At 44.7% G+C, this 24,749-nt stretch carries 16 protein-coding genes; 5 read left to right on the top strand and 11 right to left on the bottom strand.

Annotated features, from left to right (window positions below; translation table 11 throughout):
• Positions 1 to 8: 8 nt before the first annotated feature.
• The 3 genes from LCM00_RS15650 to LCM00_RS15640 all read right to left on the bottom strand — a co-directional run bounded on the left by LCM00_RS15650 (position 9) and on the right by LCM00_RS15640 (position 9,164).
• Entirely contained in the window at positions 9 to 320 is a 312-nt protein-coding gene (locus LCM00_RS15650; RefSeq protein ID WP_224903794.1) for a DUF4387 domain-containing protein, read from the bottom strand.
• Positions 320 to 1,678 carry an acyclic terpene utilization AtuA family protein gene (locus LCM00_RS15645; protein WP_224903792.1) on the bottom strand — a complete coding sequence of 453 codons (1,359 nt, stop codon included), beginning with the start codon at positions 1,676 to 1,678 and terminating at the stop codon, positions 320 to 322. Before LCM00_RS15645 ends, LCM00_RS15650 begins: the two co-directional genes overlap by 1 nt.
• A 649-nt stretch (positions 1,679 to 2,327) precedes the next feature.
• The gene (locus tag LCM00_RS15640) at positions 2,328 to 9,164 is read right to left on the bottom strand and encodes a pullulanase (RefSeq protein WP_224903790.1); all 6,837 of its coding nucleotides are present in this window, start codon (positions 9,162 to 9,164) and stop codon (positions 2,328 to 2,330) included.
• Between the two features lie 508 nt (positions 9,165 to 9,672).
• Between LCM00_RS15640 and LCM00_RS15635 the strand changes: the two genes are divergently transcribed.
• The 4 genes from LCM00_RS15635 to LCM00_RS15620 all read left to right on the top strand — a co-directional run bounded on the left by LCM00_RS15635 (position 9,673) and on the right by LCM00_RS15620 (position 15,605).
• A complete protein-coding gene (locus LCM00_RS15635; protein ID WP_224903788.1) occupies positions 9,673 to 10,791 on the top strand; it encodes a stalk domain-containing protein in 1,119 nt (372 codons plus the stop codon).
• Positions 10,792 to 10,997: 206 nt separating this feature from the next.
• Positions 10,998 to 13,694, top strand: coding sequence for a copper amine oxidase N-terminal domain-containing protein (locus LCM00_RS15630; protein WP_224903786.1), 2,697 nt, complete (start codon positions 10,998 to 11,000; stop codon positions 13,692 to 13,694).
• 155 nt (positions 13,695 to 13,849) lie between these two features.
• Positions 13,850 to 15,355 (top strand): S-layer homology domain-containing protein, encoded by a 1,506-nt coding sequence (locus LCM00_RS15625; RefSeq protein ID WP_224903784.1) that lies wholly within the window; start codon positions 13,850 to 13,852, stop codon positions 15,353 to 15,355.
• Position 15,356: 1 nt separating this feature from the next.
• Positions 15,357 to 15,605 carry a DUF3006 family protein gene (locus LCM00_RS15620; protein WP_224903782.1) on the top strand — a complete coding sequence of 83 codons (249 nt, stop codon included), beginning with the start codon at positions 15,357 to 15,359 and terminating at the stop codon, positions 15,603 to 15,605.
• Positions 15,606 to 15,753: 148 nt separating this feature from the next.
• On the opposite strand, the gene LCM00_RS15615 is transcribed toward LCM00_RS15620, so the two are convergent.
• The 3 genes from LCM00_RS15615 to LCM00_RS15605 all read right to left on the bottom strand — a co-directional run bounded on the left by LCM00_RS15615 (position 15,754) and on the right by LCM00_RS15605 (position 19,629).
• Positions 15,754 to 15,930 (bottom strand): hypothetical protein, encoded by a 177-nt coding sequence (locus LCM00_RS15615; protein WP_224903780.1) that lies wholly within the window; start codon positions 15,928 to 15,930, stop codon positions 15,754 to 15,756.
• A 44-nt stretch (positions 15,931 to 15,974) separates the two neighbouring features.
• On the bottom strand, positions 15,975 to 16,856 hold the full coding sequence (locus LCM00_RS15610; protein ID WP_224903778.1) for a helix-turn-helix domain-containing protein: 882 nt from the start codon (positions 16,854 to 16,856) through the stop codon (positions 15,975 to 15,977).
• Between the two features lie 259 nt (positions 16,857 to 17,115).
• Positions 17,116 to 19,629 (bottom strand): S-layer homology domain-containing protein, encoded by a 2,514-nt coding sequence (locus LCM00_RS15605; protein WP_224903776.1) that lies wholly within the window; start codon positions 19,627 to 19,629, stop codon positions 17,116 to 17,118.
• 551 nt (positions 19,630 to 20,180) lie between these two features.
• Between LCM00_RS15605 and LCM00_RS15600 the strand changes: the two genes are divergently transcribed.
• A complete protein-coding gene (locus LCM00_RS15600) occupies positions 20,181 to 21,392 on the top strand; it encodes a M14 family metallopeptidase (protein ID WP_224903774.1) in 1,212 nt (403 codons plus the stop codon).
• A 53-nt stretch (positions 21,393 to 21,445) separates the two neighbouring features.
• Here LCM00_RS15600 and LCM00_RS24910 read toward each other — a convergent pair whose 3' ends face one another.
• The 5 genes from LCM00_RS24910 to LCM00_RS15575 all read right to left on the bottom strand — a co-directional run bounded on the left by LCM00_RS24910 (position 21,446) and on the right by LCM00_RS15575 (position 24,747).
• Complete coding sequence (locus LCM00_RS24910) at positions 21,446 to 21,712, bottom strand: LysM peptidoglycan-binding domain-containing protein (protein ID WP_404802165.1); 267 nt, start codon at positions 21,710 to 21,712, stop codon at positions 21,446 to 21,448.
• A gap of 297 nt (positions 21,713 to 22,009) precedes the next feature.
• Positions 22,010 to 22,516, bottom strand: a complete 507-nt coding sequence (locus LCM00_RS15590) for a phosphoribosyltransferase family protein (RefSeq protein WP_224903771.1) — start codon at positions 22,514 to 22,516, stop codon at positions 22,010 to 22,012.
• Positions 22,492 to 22,710 carry a hypothetical protein gene (locus LCM00_RS15585; RefSeq protein WP_224903769.1) on the bottom strand — a complete coding sequence of 73 codons (219 nt, stop codon included), beginning with the start codon at positions 22,708 to 22,710 and terminating at the stop codon, positions 22,492 to 22,494. Before LCM00_RS15585 ends, LCM00_RS15590 begins: the two co-directional genes overlap by 25 nt.
• A 160-nt stretch (positions 22,711 to 22,870) precedes the next feature.
• Positions 22,871 to 23,281, bottom strand: a complete 411-nt coding sequence (locus tag LCM00_RS15580; protein WP_224903852.1) for a VanZ family protein — start codon at positions 23,279 to 23,281, stop codon at positions 22,871 to 22,873.
• 197 nt (positions 23,282 to 23,478) lie between these two features.
• Positions 23,479 to 24,747, bottom strand: a complete 1,269-nt coding sequence (locus LCM00_RS15575) for a cytosine deaminase (RefSeq protein ID WP_224903767.1) — start codon at positions 24,745 to 24,747, stop codon at positions 23,479 to 23,481.
• Positions 24,748 to 24,749: the final 2 nt, after the last annotated feature.

Here is a 24,749-nt window from a genome sequence, read left to right as displayed (position 1 = left end):
TCAACATCCTAATCTATTAGTAAGTTCATCAGCGGGGCATGCTGCTGGGCCCCGTACACATCCCTGTCGCCTGCTGACCCTGAGGAGATTTCTCTTAAAATGGTGATTTTAATTCCTAAGGCCTGATCGAAAAATACAAAATGCCGCAGCTGGTTCTCATGTATCCCATAAAGGCTGCAAACCGTCTCAGGCGTCAGCCTGCCTGACTTTTTCACTCTTTCATAAATCTCCCTGGAGTCAAAAAGAACATCCAATGTCAGTTCAAACGGGCCGGAATTTTTGCTGCGGAGAACCTTTGCCAATTCGTATAAGCTCTCCATCAGGCACCCTCCTGCCTGTATTCAATCTTGAAAGGGCTTTCAAGTATCTCCATTAAATGATAAACGGAAAATTCATAAACAGGTCCGCATTCTACATCACTCGGGGCAAACGGGAAGGCAAGATTGCCTGCAGTCGATTTGCGTCCTTCATGTCCATAATGGAGAAAGGTGGAACGCGCTGTCGCACAGATACTGCTTGCTAGCTCCTGTGTTTCGGCGGTTACCTCAAGGAGCACGCCGACTTCATGGCCGCTGAACACCTCTGTCTCACGGCTGCCGAGCACAGCATTCATTCCGTAGTTATAAAAACGGATCTGATAAGCTTCTGGGGAAATCTCCGGATAATAGGCATATACCTGCTTTTCTACCTGGAGCTCGATGTCCTGGATATTCTCAAGCAGGATCGGATCGCGGATGCCGGCAAAGACAACCGTCCGGTAGCTTGTTTTCCTTGCTCCCTCCAGCTTGATCAGATGCTGTTCGGCCGGGATATAGCGGCTGCCGGAAACCTCCACCTCTCCTTCACCCAGTTCTGTAAAGCGGCAATCGCTCAAATCAAGCAAAAAACCCGGGCCATGAAGCAGAAATGGATGCTCTTTTTCATAAAATGTATGGGCCGCTACAGAAATCTTCGTGCAGATGCGGGATGGATTCAGTGACCTGACGGTAAAGCAATCATCTTTGATGGTGCCGAGAATGCTGTCCTTGGTCGTGCCGGGTTCCGCACACAGAGCGCCGCATTCAAGAATTTTCCCCAAATGATAGGAAAGCCCGCTATCCTTTCCATGTAAAATGCCCACGGCTGCAAATGGAGAAGGGTCATAGGACCGTCCGCATACAATAATACCGGCACCGCCCTTCAGAGCTTCCAAAATAGGTTCATGTCCCATCTGGGCGACAATTCCGTTTGTTTCCAGAATTCTTTTCTCAGACAGGTCCGGGACATTGGGACTCATCGGCCTGACTTTTCCATTCTGCTGTGCTTCTAAGACCTGCTCCTTTGCAATATCTGCCCAAATGATGGCAAGCTTCACAGAAAAGCCTCTTTCGCGAAGGATTTCCCGGATCACATCCACGGTCGACTCTACATGTACCTTAGCCCCCGCGCCTCCGGCGGAGCCAATAATAATCGGAACCTTGGCTGGGACTCCATAGGAAATCATGATTTCCAAATCCTTTTTCAGGGCTCTCCTGCTTACAATCGAAACACCGGCACCAAGCTTATGGGGCCCCGCATCCGTTGAACCGGCATCCACCACAATCGCATGCGGCCCCGCTTCCATCCCCCGCCTGAACGAGCTCTCCGGAAAACCATAGCCCAGCATCCCGCACGGAGAAAGGATTCTGACTTCCTTCATTCTCAATCACCTCTATTTATCAGATATGACGATTTACCTGTTTCTATGAATAAAATATGTAACCGGTTACACAACACCCTCAAAATATGCCGGCTACTTATGTAACCGGTTACACATTATTCTAAATGTTCAGATAAATGGTGTCAATAAGATAACAGATATGTTAGCCTATCCTAAAAAAGGAAATCACACAAAAAGTATCCTCCTTGCAATAACTAATCAATACCTTACCGAACGTATGTAAATTCATAGAGGGAACAAATAATGCTCATTTGAGAAATGACTTATAAATTTATAAAATATCCGGCAGGAAAAATGTCGGAATATATAGAATGTTGACAATAAAAAGAGATGATCACATGGAGCAGAATGTCAAAAAAAAATGGATTTGCTCTCAATGCAATTCCGAGATTGCTGACTACACGGAGTATGTCGATAATGATGGAGTTTGTGATGATTGCTACAGCATCCCTTTGAAGAAGAGGCGGGGTCTGGTTATTCGGTGACAGGTACCTCCCGTTTTTTGTCGAAATTTGAACTGATATTTGCATTCAAAAAGCCGGCTGAATTTTCTTCAGCCGGCCTTTTTTTTAGTGACAGGCACCTCCCGGATTTTGTCGAAACAACCGGGAAATACCCACTCACTTCTTTAGTTCATCAGTTCTGCTTTTCGCAGGAATTCTGCAAGGATTTTTGCCATTTGGTCACGTTTGGTGTAACCATTTGGATTGAATGTGCTTTTCGTCATTCCTGACATGATGCCGGATTGATAGACAGCCTCGGCACCTTCTTTTGCCCATGCTCCGAAATGGCTGGCATCTTTGAAGTCTGTCAGCTTTTTATTCGCATTCAGCTGCGATTTGTCAAACTCCAGGAAGTCCAAATCCATTGCTCTTGCGATCATAATGGCCGCCTGGGCGCGTGTCAGCTTTTCGTTTGGCGCAAAGGTGCCATCCGGTTTGCCGCTGATAATGCCGTAGCGGACAGCTGCTGTCAGTTCCCCGTTTGCATTGAACCACTCATTCCCCTTAACATCCGAGAATTTCCCGTCATACGCTTTTGCCGGAAGCCCTAAAGCCCTTACAAGCAGGACGGTGAATTCCGCCCGGGTGATTTCTTCCCCAGGTGCATATTTCCCATCTGCTTTCCCTTTAATGATGTATTTGGAAGCTAGGGTTTCAATATACTCCTCTGCCCAGCTAGACCGGTCAACATCCGGGAATGTCTTATTATTTTCAACGATCGCATAAACGGAATTTGTCAGTGATTTGATCTTCGCTGTTTGACCGTCAAATACAGTTGGAACAGCTGTAAAGCTGCCATCCTCGTTGAATCTGACAGCAACCGATCTGTTAGGATCAAATTTCTTGCTGCCCTTAATCTCTTTTTCTGCAAACTTTCCAAATGCTGAAATGCTCTCTTTTTTATCCCCAGCTCTAGCCTCCAGTTCAAACGAGAACGCATCTGACACAATTTTTGCATGTACAGATGGAGCTGCAGTTCGATTAACCGACACTGTAATATAAACAGCATCTTCAGAAACACCCATTTTTTGGGCCAGGGCCGCAGTATCAATCTCTGATACTGGGATTCTGTAGATTGCACCTTCCGCCTGGATTTCGATGATTACATTTTTGTTTTTTCGAGCTGCTTCACTGAACAGTTTTGCAGGCAGCTGCGCCAGGACAGTTTCCCCTGCAGCAGGCTTCTCCAATTTCACTTCTATTACTGTTCCATCAGATGAAATAGCATTTACGATCTCCGCCATCCTCTCGGAACGGATTTTTGTAATAACCTCCATTTTGCCGGATGGGTTCTTTTGCCTGACTATTTCTGCAGCCCCTGCCGGAAGCTGAATGGTTCCAGGCTTTCCAGGTGCAGGGGGATTGGGTGGCTCATGATTGCCGCCACCATTGCCGCCAGGGTTTTCCTCTCCCTTTTCGCCTTCCTTGATGATTACAACTGTTAATGGATCCAGTGTCAGCTTTCCGTCTGCAAGGGTAAAGCCGGACTGATTTTTAACAGCCTTCGTTCCAGCTTCATCATTATCGACAAGGACAGTTCCTTTGGAAAGATCCAGTTCCCCAAGTGTTATGCTGCGGGACTTGCTGTCAGCATTCATAAAAACATAATAGCTGCCAGTTTTGTCTGTTGATACATTTTTATAAGCTATCAGCAGATCCTGATCCTTCATTTCAGGGAAATTAAGCAGGGAAACGTTTTTGTCTACAAGGTCCTTCTCCCCGAGGCGGAAGGCGTTTGTTGATCTTCTCAGTTCAATCAGGCCTTCAGTGTATTCCCTTGTCATTGTATTTACTTTATAAGCTGATGCGTTTGTGGCTTTCTGCCAGTCGAATTTGTTGATCGCATCAGATGAATCATAGGAATCATGGATAAAGTAGCCAAATGGATCCCCGTTTTCATCTGTCAGCTCATGGTATTTCTGCTCAGGCACACCATCAGCGAGCCATTGCTTTGTGCGTCCGTATTCCTGGCCTGCATGCAGGAAGGCAGTCCCCTGCGAGGTCAGGATCAGCGAGTTGCCGAGGCGGATCCGCTTATGGATTTCCAGATTATTTTCCGGGATGGCCGGGTCTTTTTTAATAGACTGGGCGATCACATCGTACAGCGGCAGATTATCGTGCGCTGCAATGTACTGGACCATGTCGCCTGGATCATCATCTGCAGTATTGGACGGCTGGCCTTTAATATTATTGAATATAACATTCAGATCTCTCGCGCCGCCTGTGATGAATCTCGGCTCCCCTTCAGAACCGAATCCGGATTTCAGCTCATTGCGGATTTCATCAGAGAACACGCCGACATCATCGGTCTTATCCATCCAATCCTGGTCCGCTCCCATTCCTTCAAGTGCCGGGTCAGATAGATGTCCTGCAAATGTCCGCCAGCCTTCGCCGATGAACAGGGCATCCGGATTGATTGCAGCAGCCGCATCATAGGCATTCTGGATGGACGGATAAGTTGCATCCCCCATCATGTCGAAACGCATGCCATCAATCTTGTATTCATCAAACCAGTATTTCACAGAATCAACCATCAGCTTCTCAGCCATCGTATGGCTTGTCGCCAGGTTATTGCCGAATCCTCCAAGGAAATTGCCTTTGGCATCCTGGAAAGCATAATAGTTTGGCACAATATCATTGAGCGTGCTTGCTTTTGCCATATGGGTGTAAACAACGTCAAGGACAACACCCATACCGGCATCGTGGATCGCATCAATCAATTCCTTCAGTTCCTTCACACGCAGCTCAGCGTCTGCAGGATTTTCCGAGTAAGCACCGTCAGGAGAGAAATAGCTGTGCGGATCATAGCCCCAGTTATACTCGTTTCCTCCTGCTGAATATTCCATTTCCCTCTCGCCCATTTTCGTCTCATCGCCAAAATACCAGGCCATGACAGGCAGAAGCTGGACGTGCGTCACACCCGTCGACTTAATATAGTCAAGCTTGTCGATGAATGCTTTATAAGAGCCCCATCTCGCATCCAGATCGCTTTTAATGGAAGGATCGGAAGTGAAGTCGCGGACATGGACCTCATAGATGATGGCATCCTCACGCTTTTCATACCCTTTAATGGAAGCATGATCAAAGCCCTTAGGATCCGTTCCCTTCAGGTCGATGATTGCCGCTTTTCCGACATCATCTCCGTCCGGACCGGCCTCCCCTTTCGTATTTACGGTAAAAGCCGCCATTGATTTCGCATAAGGATCAAGCACCTTTTTGGTTACTCCGTTATTGGTCACTTCATACTGATAGTAATAGCCTTTCAAGTCCTTCACCCGAAGGTCGGACGGCTTGACTTCTTTTGACCAGACGCCCTTTTCTCCAAGCTTGAGGTCTACACTGCCGATCAGCTTGGCAGCATCTTTTTTATCATAAAAATTGGCCGTAACCTTGCTTGCTGCCGGCGCCCACAGTTTCAGCACCGCTCCGCCTTTTTTGTAGGCAGCTCCAAGGTCATCTCCATCATAGCTGTACAGTTTATCAAGCATCCGCCAGCCTGATGATGCAGAAACTGTGCGTCCGGAATAGGATACAGAAAGCGGCAGCTTCTCAAGATCGAATGCTGCTTTAACTTCAGCCGTTTTTTCACCTGTAATCTCTGCACTGGTGACAGATATTTCTTTTCCATCCTTATCACTGATGGACAAGCCGGCTTTCAATCCGTCTGCAGTCAATCCTTCTGTCATTGTAAAGTTTAATAGAATTGTATCTTCTGAGATGACTTCTGCAGTGGTCATCCCTGATGCCACATCTCCATATGGAGAAATATAGACAACATCGTCTCCCTGCTTGATCCATAGCTGATTATACTTATCCAGCAGGTTGAAGGTCTTATCCCCTGCATCTTTTTCCTGCGTCTTTTCGTTCACAATAAGGAAGCCCAGCTCCTTGCCATCTTCCTTCAATTCGATGTCAGCATACGCTCCATAACGGTCTGTTCCGGTAAAATCAGCCGCACCAGCTGGCCAATTATCAGAAGGAGCTGCTGAGTCGCCCCAGTGCCAGAGACCGAAATCATCATAGTCCCCGTTTTCACGGGTATAATGGATGCGGACGGTGTTATCCGGAAGATCGACAGGTTCATAGGTATACACCTCATCCGACCCCTGCTCTATCCAGATTTCATTCATCTCCGGCGAGGAAATGGTGAAGCTCTTATCGCCGCCGTCCTTGCCTGCATCCCCTTTGGATACATCCATGATAAGGAAGCCGATATTTTTGGCTCCTTCAGCAAGAGGTACATCTATATAGGAACCATAGCTGTCTTTCTTTTCAAACATCGTAGCACCTACCGGCCAATTGGCTGACGGTGATTTCACATCATTCCAGAGCCATGCTCCATAATTGTCATAGCTTCCGTCACCGCGGTTATAGTGGATGCGGACAGAGTTCTCAGGAATCGGCTCTATTTCAGGTTCCTCGCCCTCATCCCCGCTTTGAAGCGCTGCCCCTGTGATGCTGCCATTATCCACGGTCAGCAGGACAGTACCGCCATCAGAGTTGGCCGGGATTGTCAGCACAACTTCTCCAGCTTCAGCAGTTTGGTAGCTTCTATTAGAATAATGATCTGTTACTGTGGCTGTTTTTGAATCAACCGACAGTTTGATGGTTTTTGCATTCTTCGCTGTGTTCAGGCCGGCATAAACGGTCTGTTCCCCATAGCTGCGGGCAAACAGCAGGAATTGCTCCTTGTCAGAGCCGCCGATCACCGTACGGTCACCTTTGGCAAAAACCTTTGAATGGTCTTTCCTGAAGTTAAGAATCTTTTTATAATGATCGAGCATATCATTGCCATCAACTTTATCCCATGCAAAATCGTAGCGGTTGTCATATTGCGGGTAGTTGTTGGCGCCTGTCTGGCCAAGCTCTTCTCCGTAATAAATGACAGGCTGTCCTTTTGCAGTTGCCTGCAGGGAGGCTGCTACCTTCATTTTGCCTGTGTCCCCGCCAAGTGAATGCAGGAACCCGTCCTCGTCATGGCTGCTTAAAAACTGGCCAAGAGTCGCAGTGTTGTCTACTTTGTCATTCCGGGCAGCAAGGGCATCATTGGCAGTCTTCAGCTTGCCGTTCACAAAATTGCGGGCTGTTTCTTTGAAGCCGAAATCAAGCAGGGAATCCATCATCCCGGACTCGAGGTAGCCAAGATTATTATCTGCACTTGCTCCCCATGCTTCACCGATCATTTTGAATGCCGGCATCTTTTCGGTGAGCGCATTTTTAAAGCTCATCCAGGTGGCGTCCTCCACGTGCTTGACAGTATCAACACGGAAGTAGTCAATTGTGTTGCCGTTTGCAGTTGTTGCTTTCTCAATCCAGTCTGTCTGCCAGTCGATGATCTGCTTGCGGACGGCGGGGTCCTCAGTTTTGATATCGGGCAGGCTGGAAAGCTCGCCAACCACTTCATCGGTGCCCACATTGCCCTGGCGTACGATATCTTTGAAGCGGCTGCGGTCTTCATCGTCCGGATAGCCTGGCGGAGGGTTTTCTTTGCCGGCATCCAGCTCTTTGAGGCCGTATCCGGTATGGTTCAATACAACATCCACCATGATTTTAATACCGCGCTCATGGGCTTCGTCGATGAGTGTATGGAAGTCCTCCATTGTGCCGAAATGAGGATTAAGCTTGCTGAAATTTTCCGCCCAGTAGCCATGGTAGGCATAATACGGTTCGCCATCAGCCTCACCGCTGCGGACATCATATTGGATATTTTCCACGACCGGGGAAACCCAAATTGTATTGATGCCAAGCTCATCAAGGTAGTCCAGCTTTTCTGTTACCCCTTTGAAATCACCGCCCTGATACGCGCCGCGGGAATCGTCATAGTCCAGTCCGTATGGATCATTATTGGAGGAATTGCCGTCAAAGAAACGGTCTGTCAGCATAAAGTAGATGACTGACTCATCCCAGTCGAAATCATTTTCGCCGGCAGATTGGCGTGTTTTGATTTCAATCTCGGCATTCCCGCTATATTCATTGCCATAAGAATCTACTGCAGTAATGGGGATATTTTTCACACCGGCGGTTGTGCTGTCCTCTGCAGCAATGGTGATTTTACCGAGTGAAGGGTCGATTTCCAGCTGATCAGGACCGCCCAAAGAGGAAGTATCAGCAAGAATTTTAGTAATCTTCACCTCATCAGTCAGTCCTGCTATATCCACACTCAGAACCGCATTTTGGCTATAGTCTATGGCTGCCGGCCTGGTTATAGCAGATACAGTCAAGTCAGCCTGCTGAAAGTCGATGGCAGAGATACCGTCCTTGGTGTTGTAAGGATCTGTGACCTCTGCTGTCTCTCCGCCTTTGGTTACAAGAAATGAGTATTCATGCCTTCCGTTCGGGATATTCTCGTATGTAAGCATGAAACGCTCGTTTTCAGGCTCATACACCATCTCTTTTGTTTCGCCGTTGAACTTGAGTTCAACCTTCTCAATAGAGCTCATGCTGTCATTGGCAAAAAGCTCTTTATCGCGGTAATAGAAAGTGGCATTGCCTTTATTAATGACAGGCGCTGAACCGTCCGGAACAATCCGGATCTTTTCCACACCGCTCGTGATATAAGCCTTTGTCAAAGAATCATTTTTGTTCACAGGAATGAAGCGGTCTCCAAATTCCTTTTGTGCTGTATTCCAGTCCTCTGTGCTGCGGAGCACAAAGCCGAACTGCTTTGTTTCAGGGGCAACAGCAATATTGACGGTCGCAACCCCGTTTTCATAGGATTCAAAATTAATCTGGTCATCCTTCACGCCTGTGTTCCAGGCCCAGATATTCCAGCCCTCATAGGCTTTGTCATCGCGGGTATAAGTAAAACGGACCTGCCGTTCAGAGGTTTCTGCTGCTTCTGGGGTGTCGGATGCTTCTGTTTCTGCTGCATCTGCCGATCGTGCCGGCAAAAATGGCAGCCACAGGCTCAATAGCATGATTGCCGACAGGAAGATGGATAACTGGCGTCGGTTTTTTTGCATGTGCTTTCCTCCTTTTGGTTGGTTAATAGGATAGTTTTTTTCGGGGGGAGCCTCCTTTCTTGGAAATGATCCTGCAGGATAAGCTGCTGTATCCCGCATTGCGAAAACGTTTGCACAAAGTTGCACAACTAATTAACTGTAACCGTTTGCAAAATATAGGACGAAATGACTATATTCACTAGCGAATATTATAATAGAGTTTGTGCAACCGCTTGCAATACGTAACCAAATTTTACAATAATTTTCAGAAAACAGCAACCGCAAAATGGGCCGGGGGGGTCGGTTCAAGTGGGCCGGGGGGTCAGACCCCTTGGCCCATTTTGCAAATAAAAAAGGGACAAGACATGACCTTCAGCGAATCACCTTTTCCCTTTCATCCTTTTATAATTCACTGTCTCTTTCAAACCTGACTTTGGGGTCCCTTCAACACAATAACGCAGACAACAAGAAAACTCTTGTAACTTTTTTTCGCCACTTACGTCTATTTCCAAAGATAAGGAGGAGAAGTATGGCAAAAAAACTATTATTATCCACCACGTTGCTCGTCTTGCTGCTGGCAAACTTATTTACCCCCCCAGTGAAAGCAGATGCCACTGATGATGCAGCTAAAATGTATTTAAAACGGCATGAATTAATCATGAAAAAGAACTCTGCAAAGGCCCAGCTTGATGGCAAAACCATCTCTGCTGATCCGTTTCTAATTCGGAATGGCCGGACATACGTACCTTTAAAACTTATCCGCGATTTAGATATGGGGTCAGTTCAATGGATTGCCAAAAATCAAGCCGTGCGGATTGAGCTGAAGGAAGAATATTTGAATAGGAAGGCCGAATTCAGGGTAGGCAAGCCTTATATGTATGGGGAAGATGGAACAGCATGGCCGGAACCACCCATTCCTGAACCTTTTAACTTGAACGGAAGGGTCTATCTTTCTGTTAAAAGTTTATCAGTGCTCGGAATAAGTGCTTCCTATCAAAATGGAACGCTTAAATGGGCATGGAGCGAGAAGAGGATAGATCTATCAAAGCCACGCATCAAGGCAGAAAGCTCAAAAACCAGCTTTACTGTTCTTTCTGAAGAAGGACTTTATGCGCCGCAGTATATGACAAGCACAGGATTGAATGGCTGGACAGGTTCTACGGGGCAAGTTGTTGAAAAAGGGATTAGTATGGATGGCAAGACATTCAATCGCGTTAAATTTTCTATAAATCTGCATCCTGGCATAAATCCTGTACAAGTAACAGCTGTATCCATGGGAAGCAAAACACTAGAATTTCTTTGGCAGCCGGAAAAGGATGTTCCAGTTCCAATTTCAGATGATAGAGGCTTAGAAATTACTGAACCGGCTAAAGGCTATCTAACGTTGTCGAAAGGCGACACCCTTACAATTCAAGGGAAGATAAAGGTAAGCGAAAAGAATCTACCGGTAGACGAATTCACATTTTATACTTCTAAATACAGCAATCTTGACTGGAAGATCATAAACCAGGAGAAAGCACCGGTTAAAAATCAGCAGTTTTCAAAGAAACTCACCTTCACAGAACCAGGCTATTACTATATTAATATCTATGGACCAGATATCCGATACAGTTCAAGATGGTCCCATATAATAGTAAAAGTTGATTAAACAGGAGCAATTGCTCCTGTTTTTTTAGGTGTGCAAAAGTGGTATAGGTGACAGGCACCCATTTTTTCTTCTTAGCCACTCCAAAACCCTATCATAAAGGCTTCGACAAATTTCGGGAGGTACCTGTCACCTATACAACCCCCATCTATACAACTACTACTATATATTGTAAAATAATCTATATTTGACCATTATAGGAGGGCATTATGCCAAGGAAGTTTATGAGGGTGTTGATCCTGTTTGTGTTTTTAGTTGTGTCTTTGTTTCCGGCTTCTTCTTTTGCTGCTGATAAGAAGATTAAGATTTATGTAGATGATAAGCAGTTATCTGCTGACCAGGCTCCTGTTATTATCGGCGGGAGGGTTTTGGTTCCCCTGCGCTCAATTTTTGAGGCATTGGACTCTAAGGTGAGTTACAGCGCGAAAACCAAAACCATCTCTGCCCAAAAAGGCGGAACAAATATTGAGATAAAAATAGGTTCACCGCGGGCAAAGATCAATAGCCAGGGCGCCACAATGGATGTTCCGGCTCAGATTCTTAACAGCCGCACACTTGTCCCAATCCGGTTTGTAAGTACTGCATTGGGGAGTGAGGTAGCATACAGCCATCAAGATAAAAGAGTGGACATCAAATCAGCCAGCTATACAGTTTCTGAGCTGACGGCTTCTGACACAGGAAATTTTGGAGATGCCCGGGATATGAATGTCAGCTTTAAGCAGCCCGGAAATCATTCTGCTATCGATTTTTACAGATTAATAGCTGTTAAAACATCAAAGGCTGCAGCTTTTAATGTTAACAATGCATTCAGACTGCCGGCAAACCGCTATTTGGATGCTGCAGACAGCAGAAATACAGTAAGCAGGAATCTGTCTTATGGAACATTGGATTCTGATGGCGAGATAATCAGGAACGACATTTCCTACACGATATTTGTCATTTCAGTAAGCCATTCAAGAGGAATATTGGGATCAAGCTCTGCCGCCATCACCCTTCAGGATCGCTTTACAGCAGGAAAGGTGTCAGGGGTTAAACTCAAGGATGCCAGTGATTATGGGGATGGACGGGATATTGAGATGTCGTTCAGCCGCCTCTCTGATGAATACGGCCTTGATCATTATCGTGCAATTATTGTAAAATCCAGCAAAGCGAGTTCATTTGATCTATCGGCAGCCCTGCAAGTACCTTCTTCCTATTATACTGCCATAAGCAAAAATGGACAGAATATAAAGCAGACATTAGCAAGCAGCACGAGAGATAGTGACGGCACCTTCATACAGGAGGGTATAAAGTATAAGCTGTTTGTTGTTTCAATAGGTGACCGAACTTGGGGATTCAGCAGCTCTTTGTCTTCCCCATCTTCGGATCTTACGCTAATTTCAAAACCGGAGGAAATCCGTGCTTCCAGTGTTTCAGTGAAGGATACATCGGATTTTGGAGACGGGCGCGATCTGCAGGTCAGCTTTAAGCCGGCGGCATCTGAGTCCCGTGTTTCCGAATATCGGGTCATGGTTGTTAAAGCTTCAGATGCAAGCTATTTCAGTTTGGCAAAGGCTTCTTATGTGAGCTCATCCAACTATACCCGGGTAAATAAAACGGGAGCAGACATCACATTGAATCTCCAATCCGGCACCAGAGACGTGGACGGAAACTATATACAACAGGGCATCCCATACCGCGTCTTTATTTTTACCGCGGGCAGCCAGGGCAATGACTATAAAAATTCATTGTCTTCAGCATCAGGCTCGGTAACTCTTGCCAACAATATATTAGCCTCTGCAGTATCCAATGTAAAAGCGAGTGATATAGGCGACTTGGGCGATGGAAGAGATCTGGAAATCACCTTTAATAAGGCTTCAAAAGAAGACAATATTACCTCTTACCGGATCTTGGTCATCAAGTCATCCCAGGCAGCTTCCTTTAACCTGGCTGCTGCAAATTCCGTTGCCTCCCGAAATTACACAACTGCAGCTAAAACTGGCGGCAACATCAGGACGTCCCTTTCAGCTGCTGCCCGGGATGTTTATGGTGAAGTAATACGAGAAGGAGTCGCTTATAAAGTATTTGTACTTTCCGTTTCTTCAGGAGGGAACACAGCCAATAATTCATTATCATCCGCTTCGCCTGTAGTTACGCTTGAAGGAAACAGTACAGCTGACCCAGTTGGAAACGTGCAGGCCGCTGATGTAGCAGATACCGGAAACTCAAGCGACATTGAAATTTCCTTCACAAAAGCAGCAGACGAAAGCAAGATAACTGAATACAGGATTATTGCTGTAAAAACAGCAGAAGCTTCATCGTTCAATTTAGCGAGGGCGAATGGGACTGCGGCTGCCAATTACACCAGAGTCACCAAAACCGGCGGCGATATAGTGAAAAGGCTGGCATCCAATGCTAAAGATGCCAATGGAGAGCTTATCAGGACAAGAGAATCCTACAAGTTTTTTGTCCTGAGCGTTTCGGCGGCAGGAAATCCCAGTTCAAATGCACTTTCACTAGCATCACAGCCTCTCCTGCTGCTTGATGTTCAGGTTAACGCGGCTGCCCAGGTTACAGCAGCTGACATCTCAAACAATGGAAATGGTTCCGATCTAAATATCAGCTTTAACAAGCCTAGTGACGATTCAGGCATCATTAGGTATGAAATCATGATTGTCAAAGAATCAGACGCTGCTGGCTTTGACCTGAACACAGCGAATGCAGTCCGTAATAACATCAATCTATGGGTTGAAAAAAATCAGCCCTCTCAATTGACGCTTCGGTCTGATACCGTTGATATCTCAGGCAGACTCCTTCAGCCGAACATTGACTATAAGGTATTCGTCCTGGCAATCGCTGATGGGATAACCGCAAGCAGGAATAATTTATCTGCTCCATCAAACACAATTACTTTGACTACTAATTGACAAAAAGAGAACATTTTAAAACACTTGGATTCTTCCAAGTGTTTTTTCTTATTTCACTCTCCGTGGTAAATGAATCCATTCCAGTATTCTTCCTCCTTTCACATTACATTTCTGTTACAATAATTCCGGAATTACAAGATTATTGGGAGGTTACTATGAAAAAGCTAGCATCATTGTTTATTGCCATCACGTTCTTTTTCATACCATTATCAAATGCGTCAGCATCACCTGGAGGAACGGATTCAAGCGGGGGCCATACCTGCTGGACCAATTGCGCTCAATATGGACTCAAAACAGGTGAATATCATTATCATGATAGTAACGGAGATATAATTAGGGAGACTCCGGAACCGATCCCTTCACAGCCGGAGCCTGCAGGTCTTTTTACGGACACAGGCGGCCATTGGGCTGAAGCGAATATTAATCTGCTCTATGAAATGGGCCTCGTTGGCGGTTATTCAGACGGATCGTTTGGCGTTAAGAAAAGCATTACTCGTGCGGAAGCAGCTGCAATCATTACACGCCACCTTGGCTTATCCCCTTCCAAGCCTTCATTCACAGACGTTTCTTCTGGACATTGGGCTTATGCTTCAATCGGGGCGATTGCAAAGGAAGGAATTATGGGAGGCTATACAGACGGGAGCTTTAAGCCTAACGAAGCAATTACAAGGGCCGAGTTATCGGCTATGCTTGTAAGGGCATATGAGCTTTCTGGTAAAAGCACCATCTCTTTTAAGGATGTTTCAAGCAGGCACTGGGCATACGGTGTGATCCAGATCATGGTTAAAAATAACATTACCGGAGGGTACCCGGACAATACGTTCAGGCCTAATTCAAATGTTAATCGGGCGGAATTTGCATCATTCCTTGCACGGATTATTCGAAATACAGATGCAGAAGCAGCTGGCGGTGAAATCACCGCCTTTTTTATTGATGTCGGCCAGGGAGACAGCATTCTAATTAAAACCCCAAATGGGAAAAATATATTGATCGATGGAGGAAACCGCTATGCAGGTGATGAGGTTATCAGCTTTTTAAAGCAAAAAGGCATCAACTCCATTGATCTAATGGTAGCTACCCATCCTGATGCAGATCACATCGGTGGACTCGTTGACGTGTTAAAGCAGTTTCCTGTAAAAAAAGTATTGGACAGCGGGAAAGTCCATACAACAGAAACTTATTCAGAATATCTGTCACTCATTGACCTAAAGGGAATCCCGCTTGAAATTCCTTCTGTGGGGGAATATTTGAACATTGATGAAGACCTGATTGTACGGGTACTGAATTCAGCGAATGAAAGCTCCAGCTTGAATGAGTCATCAATCGTATTGAAAATCGTCCATGAAGATGTCAGTTTTCTGCTGACAGGCGATGCAACTGTTGAAAATGAAGAGGATATGCTTCATAGCTTTGATGTATCAGCCGACATTTTGAAGGCTGGCCACCACGGCTCAGATACATCCTCATCTATAAATTTCCTAAGGGCGGTTCAGCCTGCTTTTACAATCCTGTCATATGGGGAAAACTCATATGGACACCCGTACTCAACCGTCATCCAACGATTACAATCAATTGGCTCTGAGCTATTCAGCACTTATAATGATGGAAATATCAAGGTACAATCCACTGACAGCGGATATTCTATAACGGGAGACAAATAAGATGAAGGCATATATCGTTGAAGCAATAGAAGGCGAAATTACTATCCTCCTGCCTCGCAATGACGAAAATGAAAGAGTTATCGTCCAGGCAGGTCAGCTGCCCGCGGGAATTAAAGATGGGGATATCATTGAAGCTGAAATTAGCGATGAGAGCAGAGTTGTGGAATACAAGCTGTTGACTGAGGAAACTAAGGAAGTGGTTGAGCGGAATCAGGGGTTGTTGGATAAGATTCTGAGAGATAAGAAGTGAATTATTTCTGTTCAAGAGAAAACCTTCATTAGTTCACTGTAAATATCTGTATTATTATTTATGTTACTTCAATTATATTGAAGAGCTCCTCTCAGATGAGAAGGAGCTCTTCTTTGCTAGTTATATAGGGTTATTTTGCTCAACTTAATCAGTGTTCAGAAGGCAAACCAAAAATAGTAACGTTCCCGCTACCTTGAACACCAGAAGACTTGATTAAGCTATGTTCAGATGGTAAGCCAGCCTGTTCAGAATACCCATTAAAAAGTGAGGAGCCTAAAGCTATTATCCCTAGAGCCATTGTACCTGCCAAAAGAATTTTCTTCATAGAAAATACCTCCCTATCTCATATGTTTATTGTATATTTTACCATCAAGTTAATAAATTTTCCAATTCACTCTCAACGATTCTCACTAATTTTTCATTTCTCTGTAATTTCAAAATGTATATTGATTTGTTAATATATTCTTTTCCTTTTTCTACTTTGCCTAATTTTATAAGATTTTCTCCATATTGATAATATAGGTTAGCTGAGAGAAATAGGATTTCCTCATGAATACACAGATCAATCCCTTTCTGGCAAAAGATCAATGATTCATTATAATCTTCAATCTCCGTAAGTGTTTGGGCAAGACCTAACAACACTCTGACCTTTCCTCTGGGATCAAGTATATGTGGGAGTTTTTCTAAATCTTCATATGCCTTCTTAAAGATTGAGATTGCCTCCCTATAATCCTTTGTATCTCTATGTAAAAGTGCAACACTCGTCAATATCTCAATCTCCCGCTCAGACAAATTCTCCCTTTTGGGATTAGTCAAATCAATCGCCTGATGCAGAAGGCTGATTGCCCTTTCTTTATCCTTTTCCAAGTAGAAAACGCATATGCCCTGGTGCCAAAGAAGAAACTGTTTCAACAACACAGGCTGAAAAATTGGATTATTGAGCTCTTTTTGCACGATTTCATAGATTGCTTCATAGTTCCAGGTTCGTTTATGTTTATTTATAATTTGCATGACTGCTGTAGAGTAATTAATAGAAGATTTTGAGGCGACGTTAAAGAAATATGTAAGATCAATGCTAAGCTTGTTCAATAATTGATTAAGGATTTCAAGGCTTGGGTAGTCTCTCTCCTTCTCATATGAGATCAACTCTTCCTCCGTACAAATCCCTTCGGATAGCTCTTTCGTACTCATATTTTTATATTGACGAAAAGACTGCAGGCTATCACCAATTAGGTATTCACTTAAATTCATGATCCTTCCCTCACTAATATAGGATATTTGTTAGAACTATAGTACCACTAAAACAGTACCAATTAGTATTAAAATATGCTTGCATGAATAATTTTTAATAACTTCTGCCACTGGAAGCTGTGTCTGCTTTATATAAACTATTATCATAATAACTGAGTCTGGCACTTTTTCAAATTTTGGCTTTTTATAAAAAGAACCCTCCCGGCAGCAAGTGCGTCAGGAGGGTTCTTTGGTATGCATACCTTACGAGAAGGTATAATTATTTTTTCACTACGCTCAAACCAGATTTCTGGGCATTTCCAGCTGCGTCTTTGAGGTTAGCATCTTCTGCATTTACTTTGATAGTAGCCAAAGAGCTAACTTTTGAAGAATCTGCAACAGTTAATACCAGCTTGCCATTTTCAACTTTAGGATTAGTGAAGGCAACCACTGCACCCTTGCTATCAAGCAGTGAAATCTCATCAGCAATGGAAGGGTTAGTACCAGTAATAGCGATATTCTCTGAGTATGCCACAGTAACTTCAGTCAAGTTTGTCACAGTAAGTGACGTTACTTCTGGAGCTGTGTTATCAGTGATTTCCAGAGTCTGAGTGAACGGCAGGCTCTCTTTGTTATCAAGAGTCTTTACACCAGTAACAGTGAAGATCGCCTTTGCGTCGCTAGCTTTTACAAAGCCTTCTGGAAGAGTGATTTCTACTGTTGTCTGATCAACGGCACCATTGTCCTTCTTGAAAGCAATATCAGTACCAGCTGGAAGCACAGTTCCGTTAACTGTGTATGCAGCAGGGTTTAGAGCTGAACCAGTTCCAGTAGCTAGTACCTTTTCACCGAAATCTACAGTAATGACATTGGAAACTGCATCCGCGTCTTCGATTTCAAAAGTTGTTTCTACAGGCTGGCCGTCTTCTGTTACATCTACTGAGAATTCGTGTTTAGCGCTGTCGTTAGGTGCAAGTGCTTTGTCTGCTACATAACCTTCTGCAAGTACGAAGCTGTATTTATCTGCTTTAAGATCGCTAGCAAGTGTAAATACGACAGTCTTAGCATCGTTAGCAGCTAGTTTTGCATCTGTAACTACCTGGCCAGAAGAAAGAATTTCCCCTTTAGAGTTCACAACAGAAATCTTGCCAGCTTCATTAACTGTTACTTCCTCACTGTAAGTCACAGAGAATGAAGTTACTTTACCAGCAGTTTTAGACGTTTCTACTTTTACAACTGAAGGAGCTGTTACGTCTTTGTTAACTGTAACAGTTTTAGTGATTTCAGCAGCATTTGTGTTGCCGATTTCGTCAGACAAAGCATCTTTTGCAACTGTCAGAGTTACAGTGTCAGAGTTTCCGTTTTTGTAAAGGTAGCTGTCATTCAGAGTAACGATGTACTCTTTGCTGTTTTCTGGGTTTACTACTGCTTCTGTAACAATATTAGCAGTGTAAGTTCCAACCTTACCTGAGATAGTAAGTTTGTTATCCTTCAAATCCTCATCAACTGCAACCTTAACCTGGTTTTCACCAGCAGCTGTTACGCTTGTGATTGAAGGAGCTACGTTGTCAACAGATAGTGTCAGTGCCTTTGTTTGAACTGCTTTCACGTTGTTGGCAGCATCTTTTGCATTTACAACAGTAACATCGTAAGTTTTAGTTGCATCAAGGTTAACTGCTACAGTTGCTTTGTTTCCAGCAACAACAGCATCGTAGTTAGTACCATTGATTTTAACTGTTTCAATAGAAGAAACTTCTTCGTCAAATGTTAATGTTACTTTTTTGACTCCGTCAGCTGTATCTTTGATCGCTGCTGCTGCAGAAGTCAGGACTGGAGCTGCAGTATCGTTTACAGTTACTTTTGCATTTACAGGCTTAACGAATTCGCCGTCTGTATCTTTAACAGCTTCGAAAGGAACCTTTACTGTGTAGCTGCCCTTGAAGATTTTTTGAGCTTTCAGTGTCAATGTTTTGCCGTCTGCACTCAATTCTTTAGAAACAGTACCTGCATCAGAAGCACCTGTTCCAGCTTCCAGAGTGATTGCGTCAATAGTTTTAGTGTCTACTGCCTTTGTGAACTTAACTTCGATTGTTTTTGCGTTAACGCCTGTTACGCTGTCAACAGAAGCTTGAGCCGCATTTGGCTTTTCTAGAGTAGAGCCTTTTTCCCAGTCAGTTTCAGTCAGAAGCTTGGCAAAGTCTGCACGCTTGATCTGAGCATCTGGTGAGAAAGTAGTGCTTGTAGTACCAGTTACAAGTTCATGTGAGAACAGGATCGCAACATAGTCAGCATACCACTTGTCAGCTTTTACATCAGTGAAGTTAGCTTTCGGGCCATTAGCATTTAAAGTTAAGTCGTAAGCATCAACAACCATTTTAGCGAACTCGCCGCGAGTCAATGTACCGTTAGGGTCGAATTTGCCTGCTCCTTTACCATCAATAAGGCCTTCTGCATAAAGAGCATTGATGTACTCTGCGTACCATTTAGACTGATCTACATCAGAAAATTTAGCAGCTGGAGCTTTGTCTGTATCCAGCTTAAGGATGTTTGCCACCATTTTAGATGCTTCAGCGCGGTTGATCTTTCCGCCTAAGTCAAATGTTCCGTCAGGACGGCCATCGATGATATCAGCATCTGCAAGAGCAGTAATATAGTCATAGTAGAAGTTATCAGCTTTTACATCTTTAAAATCAGAAGCTGCGAAGCTGGCAGCTGGTGCCACTGCAGAAGCAACCATAGCAGCTGTCATAGATGATGCAATAAACTTTTTATAATTTTTGGATTGGTAAGCCATAATAAATTGTATCCTCCCTGTTAATTCTAGTAGTAAAATCTAGTATTCAATTCAGAGAATGTATGTATGATTTCCCAGAATCATAGCATTGCTCTCTGTCCTGTATCTTTTATCACGGTAAAAAAAGCACCCATCAGAGGGATTAACCTACTCAAATGCTCTCTTTTACCAAAATGATTATATCAAAGGGAATTATGTTAATAAATAACATAGGCATTATTACATTAATTTACCGTTTTAGTATAATTTTTATTATATTTCCATAGTATATATTAATCTTCTAATTGAAGGAAATTAGGCAATCAGAAATTATTATGCCTTATGTCGAGCTTATATAGTCCTGCTGAATCAGAAGCTGAGGGACAAAGGACCTAATCACCCGTTTTTTCTGATGGGACAAACTATTCAATTGTTTCGAAAAGCGAAATATTCGACACCCTTCATTTCATTCCTACAAAACTAGACCCGAACATGGTTCCTAAATCGACAAGGTGTCAGCGGCTTGTCGATTTAGAATAGTCTTTGTAAGAAAAATAAAGGGGAGTGGCAGGATGAAGAAAAACAAATGGATTACAGGATTAAGTACAGCAGTTGTTTTATGTGCGGGGATTGGAGGCACAGCCATTGCGGCCCCATCTCCTGATGCCGGCAAGGCAGGACAGTACGAAGCCAGCTCTGTAGCTGGATTTACTGACTATGCCGAAATGGTGAACAAGCTCCAGCAGATTGAAAAGAGCAGCCAGGGAAAAGTGTCGTTATCGGTTGTCGGGCAATCCAACCAGGGGCGGGACATTTACCAGGCACGAGTCGGTACGGGGAAAAAAGTGATTCTGATTGAAAGCGAAATTCACGGCAATGAAAAGACCGGTACAGAGGCTTTGCTGAAAATCCTTCAATACCTGGGATCAAGCAACTCACCAGAAGCCAGGGAAATCCTCGAAAGTGTCACTTTGGTCGTTCTGCCAAAAATAAATCCGGACGCTTCAGAGCTTGACCGACGCGGAAACGATATGTCCTGGGCAGAAGCTGTGCAGGAATTCCCTCAGCTTGCAGCGGCAGTGAGGCCGGCCTGGAATTATTATGCATCTGGCACAATCCAGGAGAGAAATTACACCGGACAGCCCGGGTTTGATGTAAACCGCGACTTCAACCCTGACCTGGATTACATCCCCCGAGCCGAGGATTTCCCAGGCAGGTCAAGCCAGCCAGGCTGGTACATAACACCGGAATCCCAAACCGTAAGGGACGTGTATAAAGGATTAATGGCCGAGTTCGGGAAGGTTGATGTCTTCGTTGACCTTCACCATCAGGGGCAATACTATGTAGAGGGAACGGATGACATCGTTACTATGTCTTTGTCAGGCGAGTTTGTGCCTGATCCAAACACTCCAGCAGGAGCAAAATATGCGGAATATGCGGATCAATATAATGTTGAGTTTTCCAAGCAGCTGAATTTAGCAGCTTACAATGCCTTGCAATCAATCGGAAACTCTCCGTTCAATAACATTACCCTCTATCAGCGGAACCTTGACCTTCCAGGAACTGCATTGGGAAGCTTTGCCCTTAACGGCAGCGGCACTGTTTTGTTTGAGGTGAGAGGCCAGTCACATACGCTTGGCCAAAAGAAAAAAGGTCAGCTTGTCAAAGCAGTCGAAACCGGATTGAATGCCATTATTAAAGGAGTTGCAGATGGATCCGTGGAAAACCTGGATGCGGATGATTATGAAAAAATCCCGAATACCGCTTATGAGCCAGGGCTGTAAAGGATAAAAGAAGCCTCCATCCTGTTCACGACAGGATGGAGGCTTTAATTGTATTAATTGCAGTTATATGTAGTTATACGCTGGCCCACATAGATTTTGTTCGGATCTGAGATATTGTTCAATGATGCCAGATAGGCTGTTGTAACTCCATATTTAGCGGCAATTCCTGAGAGTGTATCTCCAGATTTCACGTAATAATAGACCGGGCCGAAGCAGCCTGCAGGGGCAGCCTCAGCAGTAGAAGCACCAATATTCCCAACACCGCCCAGGATACCTAAAGACATAGCAGACGCTAATACGATTTTCCCAAGTTTTTTCATAATATCTCCTCCTAAAATAGTTTCGGGTCCTTCCCTTCAAAACTATCAAATATTGGCAGCCGCAACAATGGGGTTGGCCTTGGGAAAACTTACGAAAATCCTGTCATTATCATTTAGGCCTTATGTAGTGTTTATTTGAAGACTGGTCTGATTCAAGAATGCCAGGTTCTCTATTAAGTAATTTATTCGCTGCAAGGGTTGTCCTGAAGTTCTTTATTGCAGTACCTGCTTGGGAAAATCTAAAGATAATAGTATTTTTCAGCAAAAAAAGAGGAACAAGTACCTGTCCCTCTTTCCTTATACCGCCTTAGACTGTATCATAAATCTTCTCTCTCCGTCCCACCATGCTACCCTGAGTTCAGGATATTGAGAGGATATTAGAATGGCCTCTTCAACATTCACCGTCACCACATGGGTAAAGCCGAGTGAAATCGCCATTTCCCCTTTATCGATATGCCCTGCCGCAATTCCATCGCCTTCGCGGACAAGGGAAAAGAGCTGCTCATCCCAAAGGGTTCTCTCAAATTGATGATCGGCGATATTTTCTGCTCTTGAAACCCTGCTTTCCGCTGGATTGAGCCTGAATCTTTCCCATGGCAAAATGAAGCGGGCATTTTCTTCCTTTGTTTCAAAGCAGAAAAAGTCAGGCATTGAAGCGGATTTCGGATCCTTGCAGATAACCAGTGTCTTTACTTCAATTCCTTGCTTTATTAAAAACTCTTTGCTGTTGATCAGCGTATTCCCCATCCCCGCAAAGTCTTCAACTAGGAGGGCTTTCTTTAGGCTGGGGCATGGCCTTTCCACTCGGGCGACTCGCTGCTGCGGTCATATGTCAAAAAATAATAAGGCAGCCCTGTCAGGAAAGCCAGGTGAAAGCCAGGAAAAGAGCCGCCCCGCAAAATAATCACGAGACCGTCAAAGCCCTCCCCCCTTATCTCGTCCGCCAGAGAATCAAGCGAAAGGGAAATCTGATTATAATCAAGATATATATTCTTCATTTATCCAACCTCTATTAAAAAGACTCAATAAACAGTAAAGCTGCTAGAATGCATCTAAAAGCTTTGCCTGTGTCATTATATTATAAAAAAAGAGGAAGGGTAAATGGCAAGATTTGATTGATTCCTTCGGAGGAGCTGTGCGCCAATTACCAGAAAACCGTTATTTGTTCTGGCTCATACTTTTTTGCTGCCTGTTTTGGCCTGCAGCATATTTAATTAAACCAAAGACAAGCAGCGCAAGAAAGATGCCTCCGCAGTCCACCATCACATCCAGCAGCAGCCCGCTCCTCATAAAGCACAGCTGCAGTATTTCTGTTGCCATCGCATATATGGCTGCGATTATAGCTGAATATGCTTGGGGGATGAGGCTCAGCAGCCCGCCAGTCAAAATAAAAAAGGAAAGAGCATGTCCAGCCTTCTGGAAAGCAAAATCCCTATCAGCACTGGGTGGCCAAGGCAGCAGCAGCTCTCCAAACGAAGGGTCCCCCTGCCATTCAAAATGAACTTCTCCAGATTCTTTTAAATCAGCAAAACTGCTCGAACAAGTACAAACAAATATAAAGGCACTCATCACAACCACAAAGAGAATCCTCAAAATAGCGCACCGCCTTAGTTTCTTTAAGAACAGTCTCGCCGTTGAGGAATTAAACTATACAGCGTAGATCCCCGTGTCAGGCACTGCTCGTGGACAAATATAGGAAAAGTGTCTTTTCGCGGTGCCTGACACGGACCAAAAAGGGGCAGCCGCCGCTGCCCCTTTTCTTTGTATTATTTGCTAAAATCTATAATTTCTCTTTCCTCCCCCAGCAGAATAGAGGTCTGCCTTGGGCTTGTCTGCGCGATGATCTTGCCGTTCCTGATAGAGTAAAGGACGGCTGCCTGTTTGCGGATGGCTTCGTATTCATTTTCAGCGTCAAGGACAATGAAGCTGGCCGGTTTTCCAGCTTCTATCCCGTAGCTGTCTTCGATATGAAGCGTCTTGGCGCTGTTATCTGTAATCAGATCGAAGGAACGGACAATTTCTTCATAACCCATGAGCTGGGATACGTGGATGCCCATGTGGAGAACCTGAAGCATATTGCCTGTTCCAAGCGGATACCATGGATCAAAGATATCATCATGCCCGAAGCTCACATTCATTCCCGCTTCGAGAAGCTCCTTCACTCTTGTGATGCCCCTCCGTTTTGGATACGTATCAAAACGGCCCTGAAGATGGATATTTACAAGGGGGTTAGCCACAAAGTTTATTTCCGACATCTTCAGAAGCCTGAAGAGTTTGTAGGCATAAGCATCATTATAGGAGCCCATCGCCGTCGTATGGCTGGCCGTCACCTTGCTGCCGAATCCGCGCTCATATGCTTCCGCTGCCACTACTTCTACAAACCGTGACTGCTCATCATCGATTTCATCGCAGTGAATGTCTACAAGGCGGTCATATTTTTCCGCAAGGTCGAATGCAATTTTCATAGAAGATACGCCATATTCTCTCGTAAACTCAAAGTGCGGAATGCCGCCGACCACGTCTGCACCCATTTTCAGCGCTTCTTCCATCAGCTCTGCCCCGCTCGGATAAGAAAGGATTCCCTCCTGCGGAAAAGCGACCAGCTGCAGATCGACATGTGAAGCCATTTCTTCTTTTACTTCTAAAAGCGCCTTCAGCGCCGTCAAGGTTGGATCCGTCACATCCACATGTGTGCGGACATGCTGGATTCCCTGTGCGATCTGCCATTTGAGCGCTTTTTTAGCCCGCTCCTTTACATCCTCATGTGTCAAAGTCTCCTTGCGCTGTGCCCATCTCTGGATGCCCTCGAACAATGTGCCGCTCTGATTCCATTCAGGCTCTCCTGCTGTGAGCGTTGTATCAAGGTGGATATGCGGTTCAATGAACGGGGCAGAAACAAGCGCCCCTTTTACATCAAGCTCCTCACCTTGCCAATCTGATACATCCCCCTTCGACAATTCCGCAATCTTTTCGTCTCTTACTGTTATATTCCAAAGCCCATCCTTACCTCTAAGCTTCGCATTTTTAATTAACATCA

The sequence above is a fragment of the Bacillus infantis genome (genome assembly GCF_020171945.1).
In the GTDB taxonomy this organism is placed as follows: Bacteria; Bacillota; Bacilli; order Bacillales; family Cytobacillaceae; genus Bacillus_AB; species Bacillus_AB infantis_A.
This window is presented reverse-complemented; position numbering and strand designations above follow the sequence as displayed.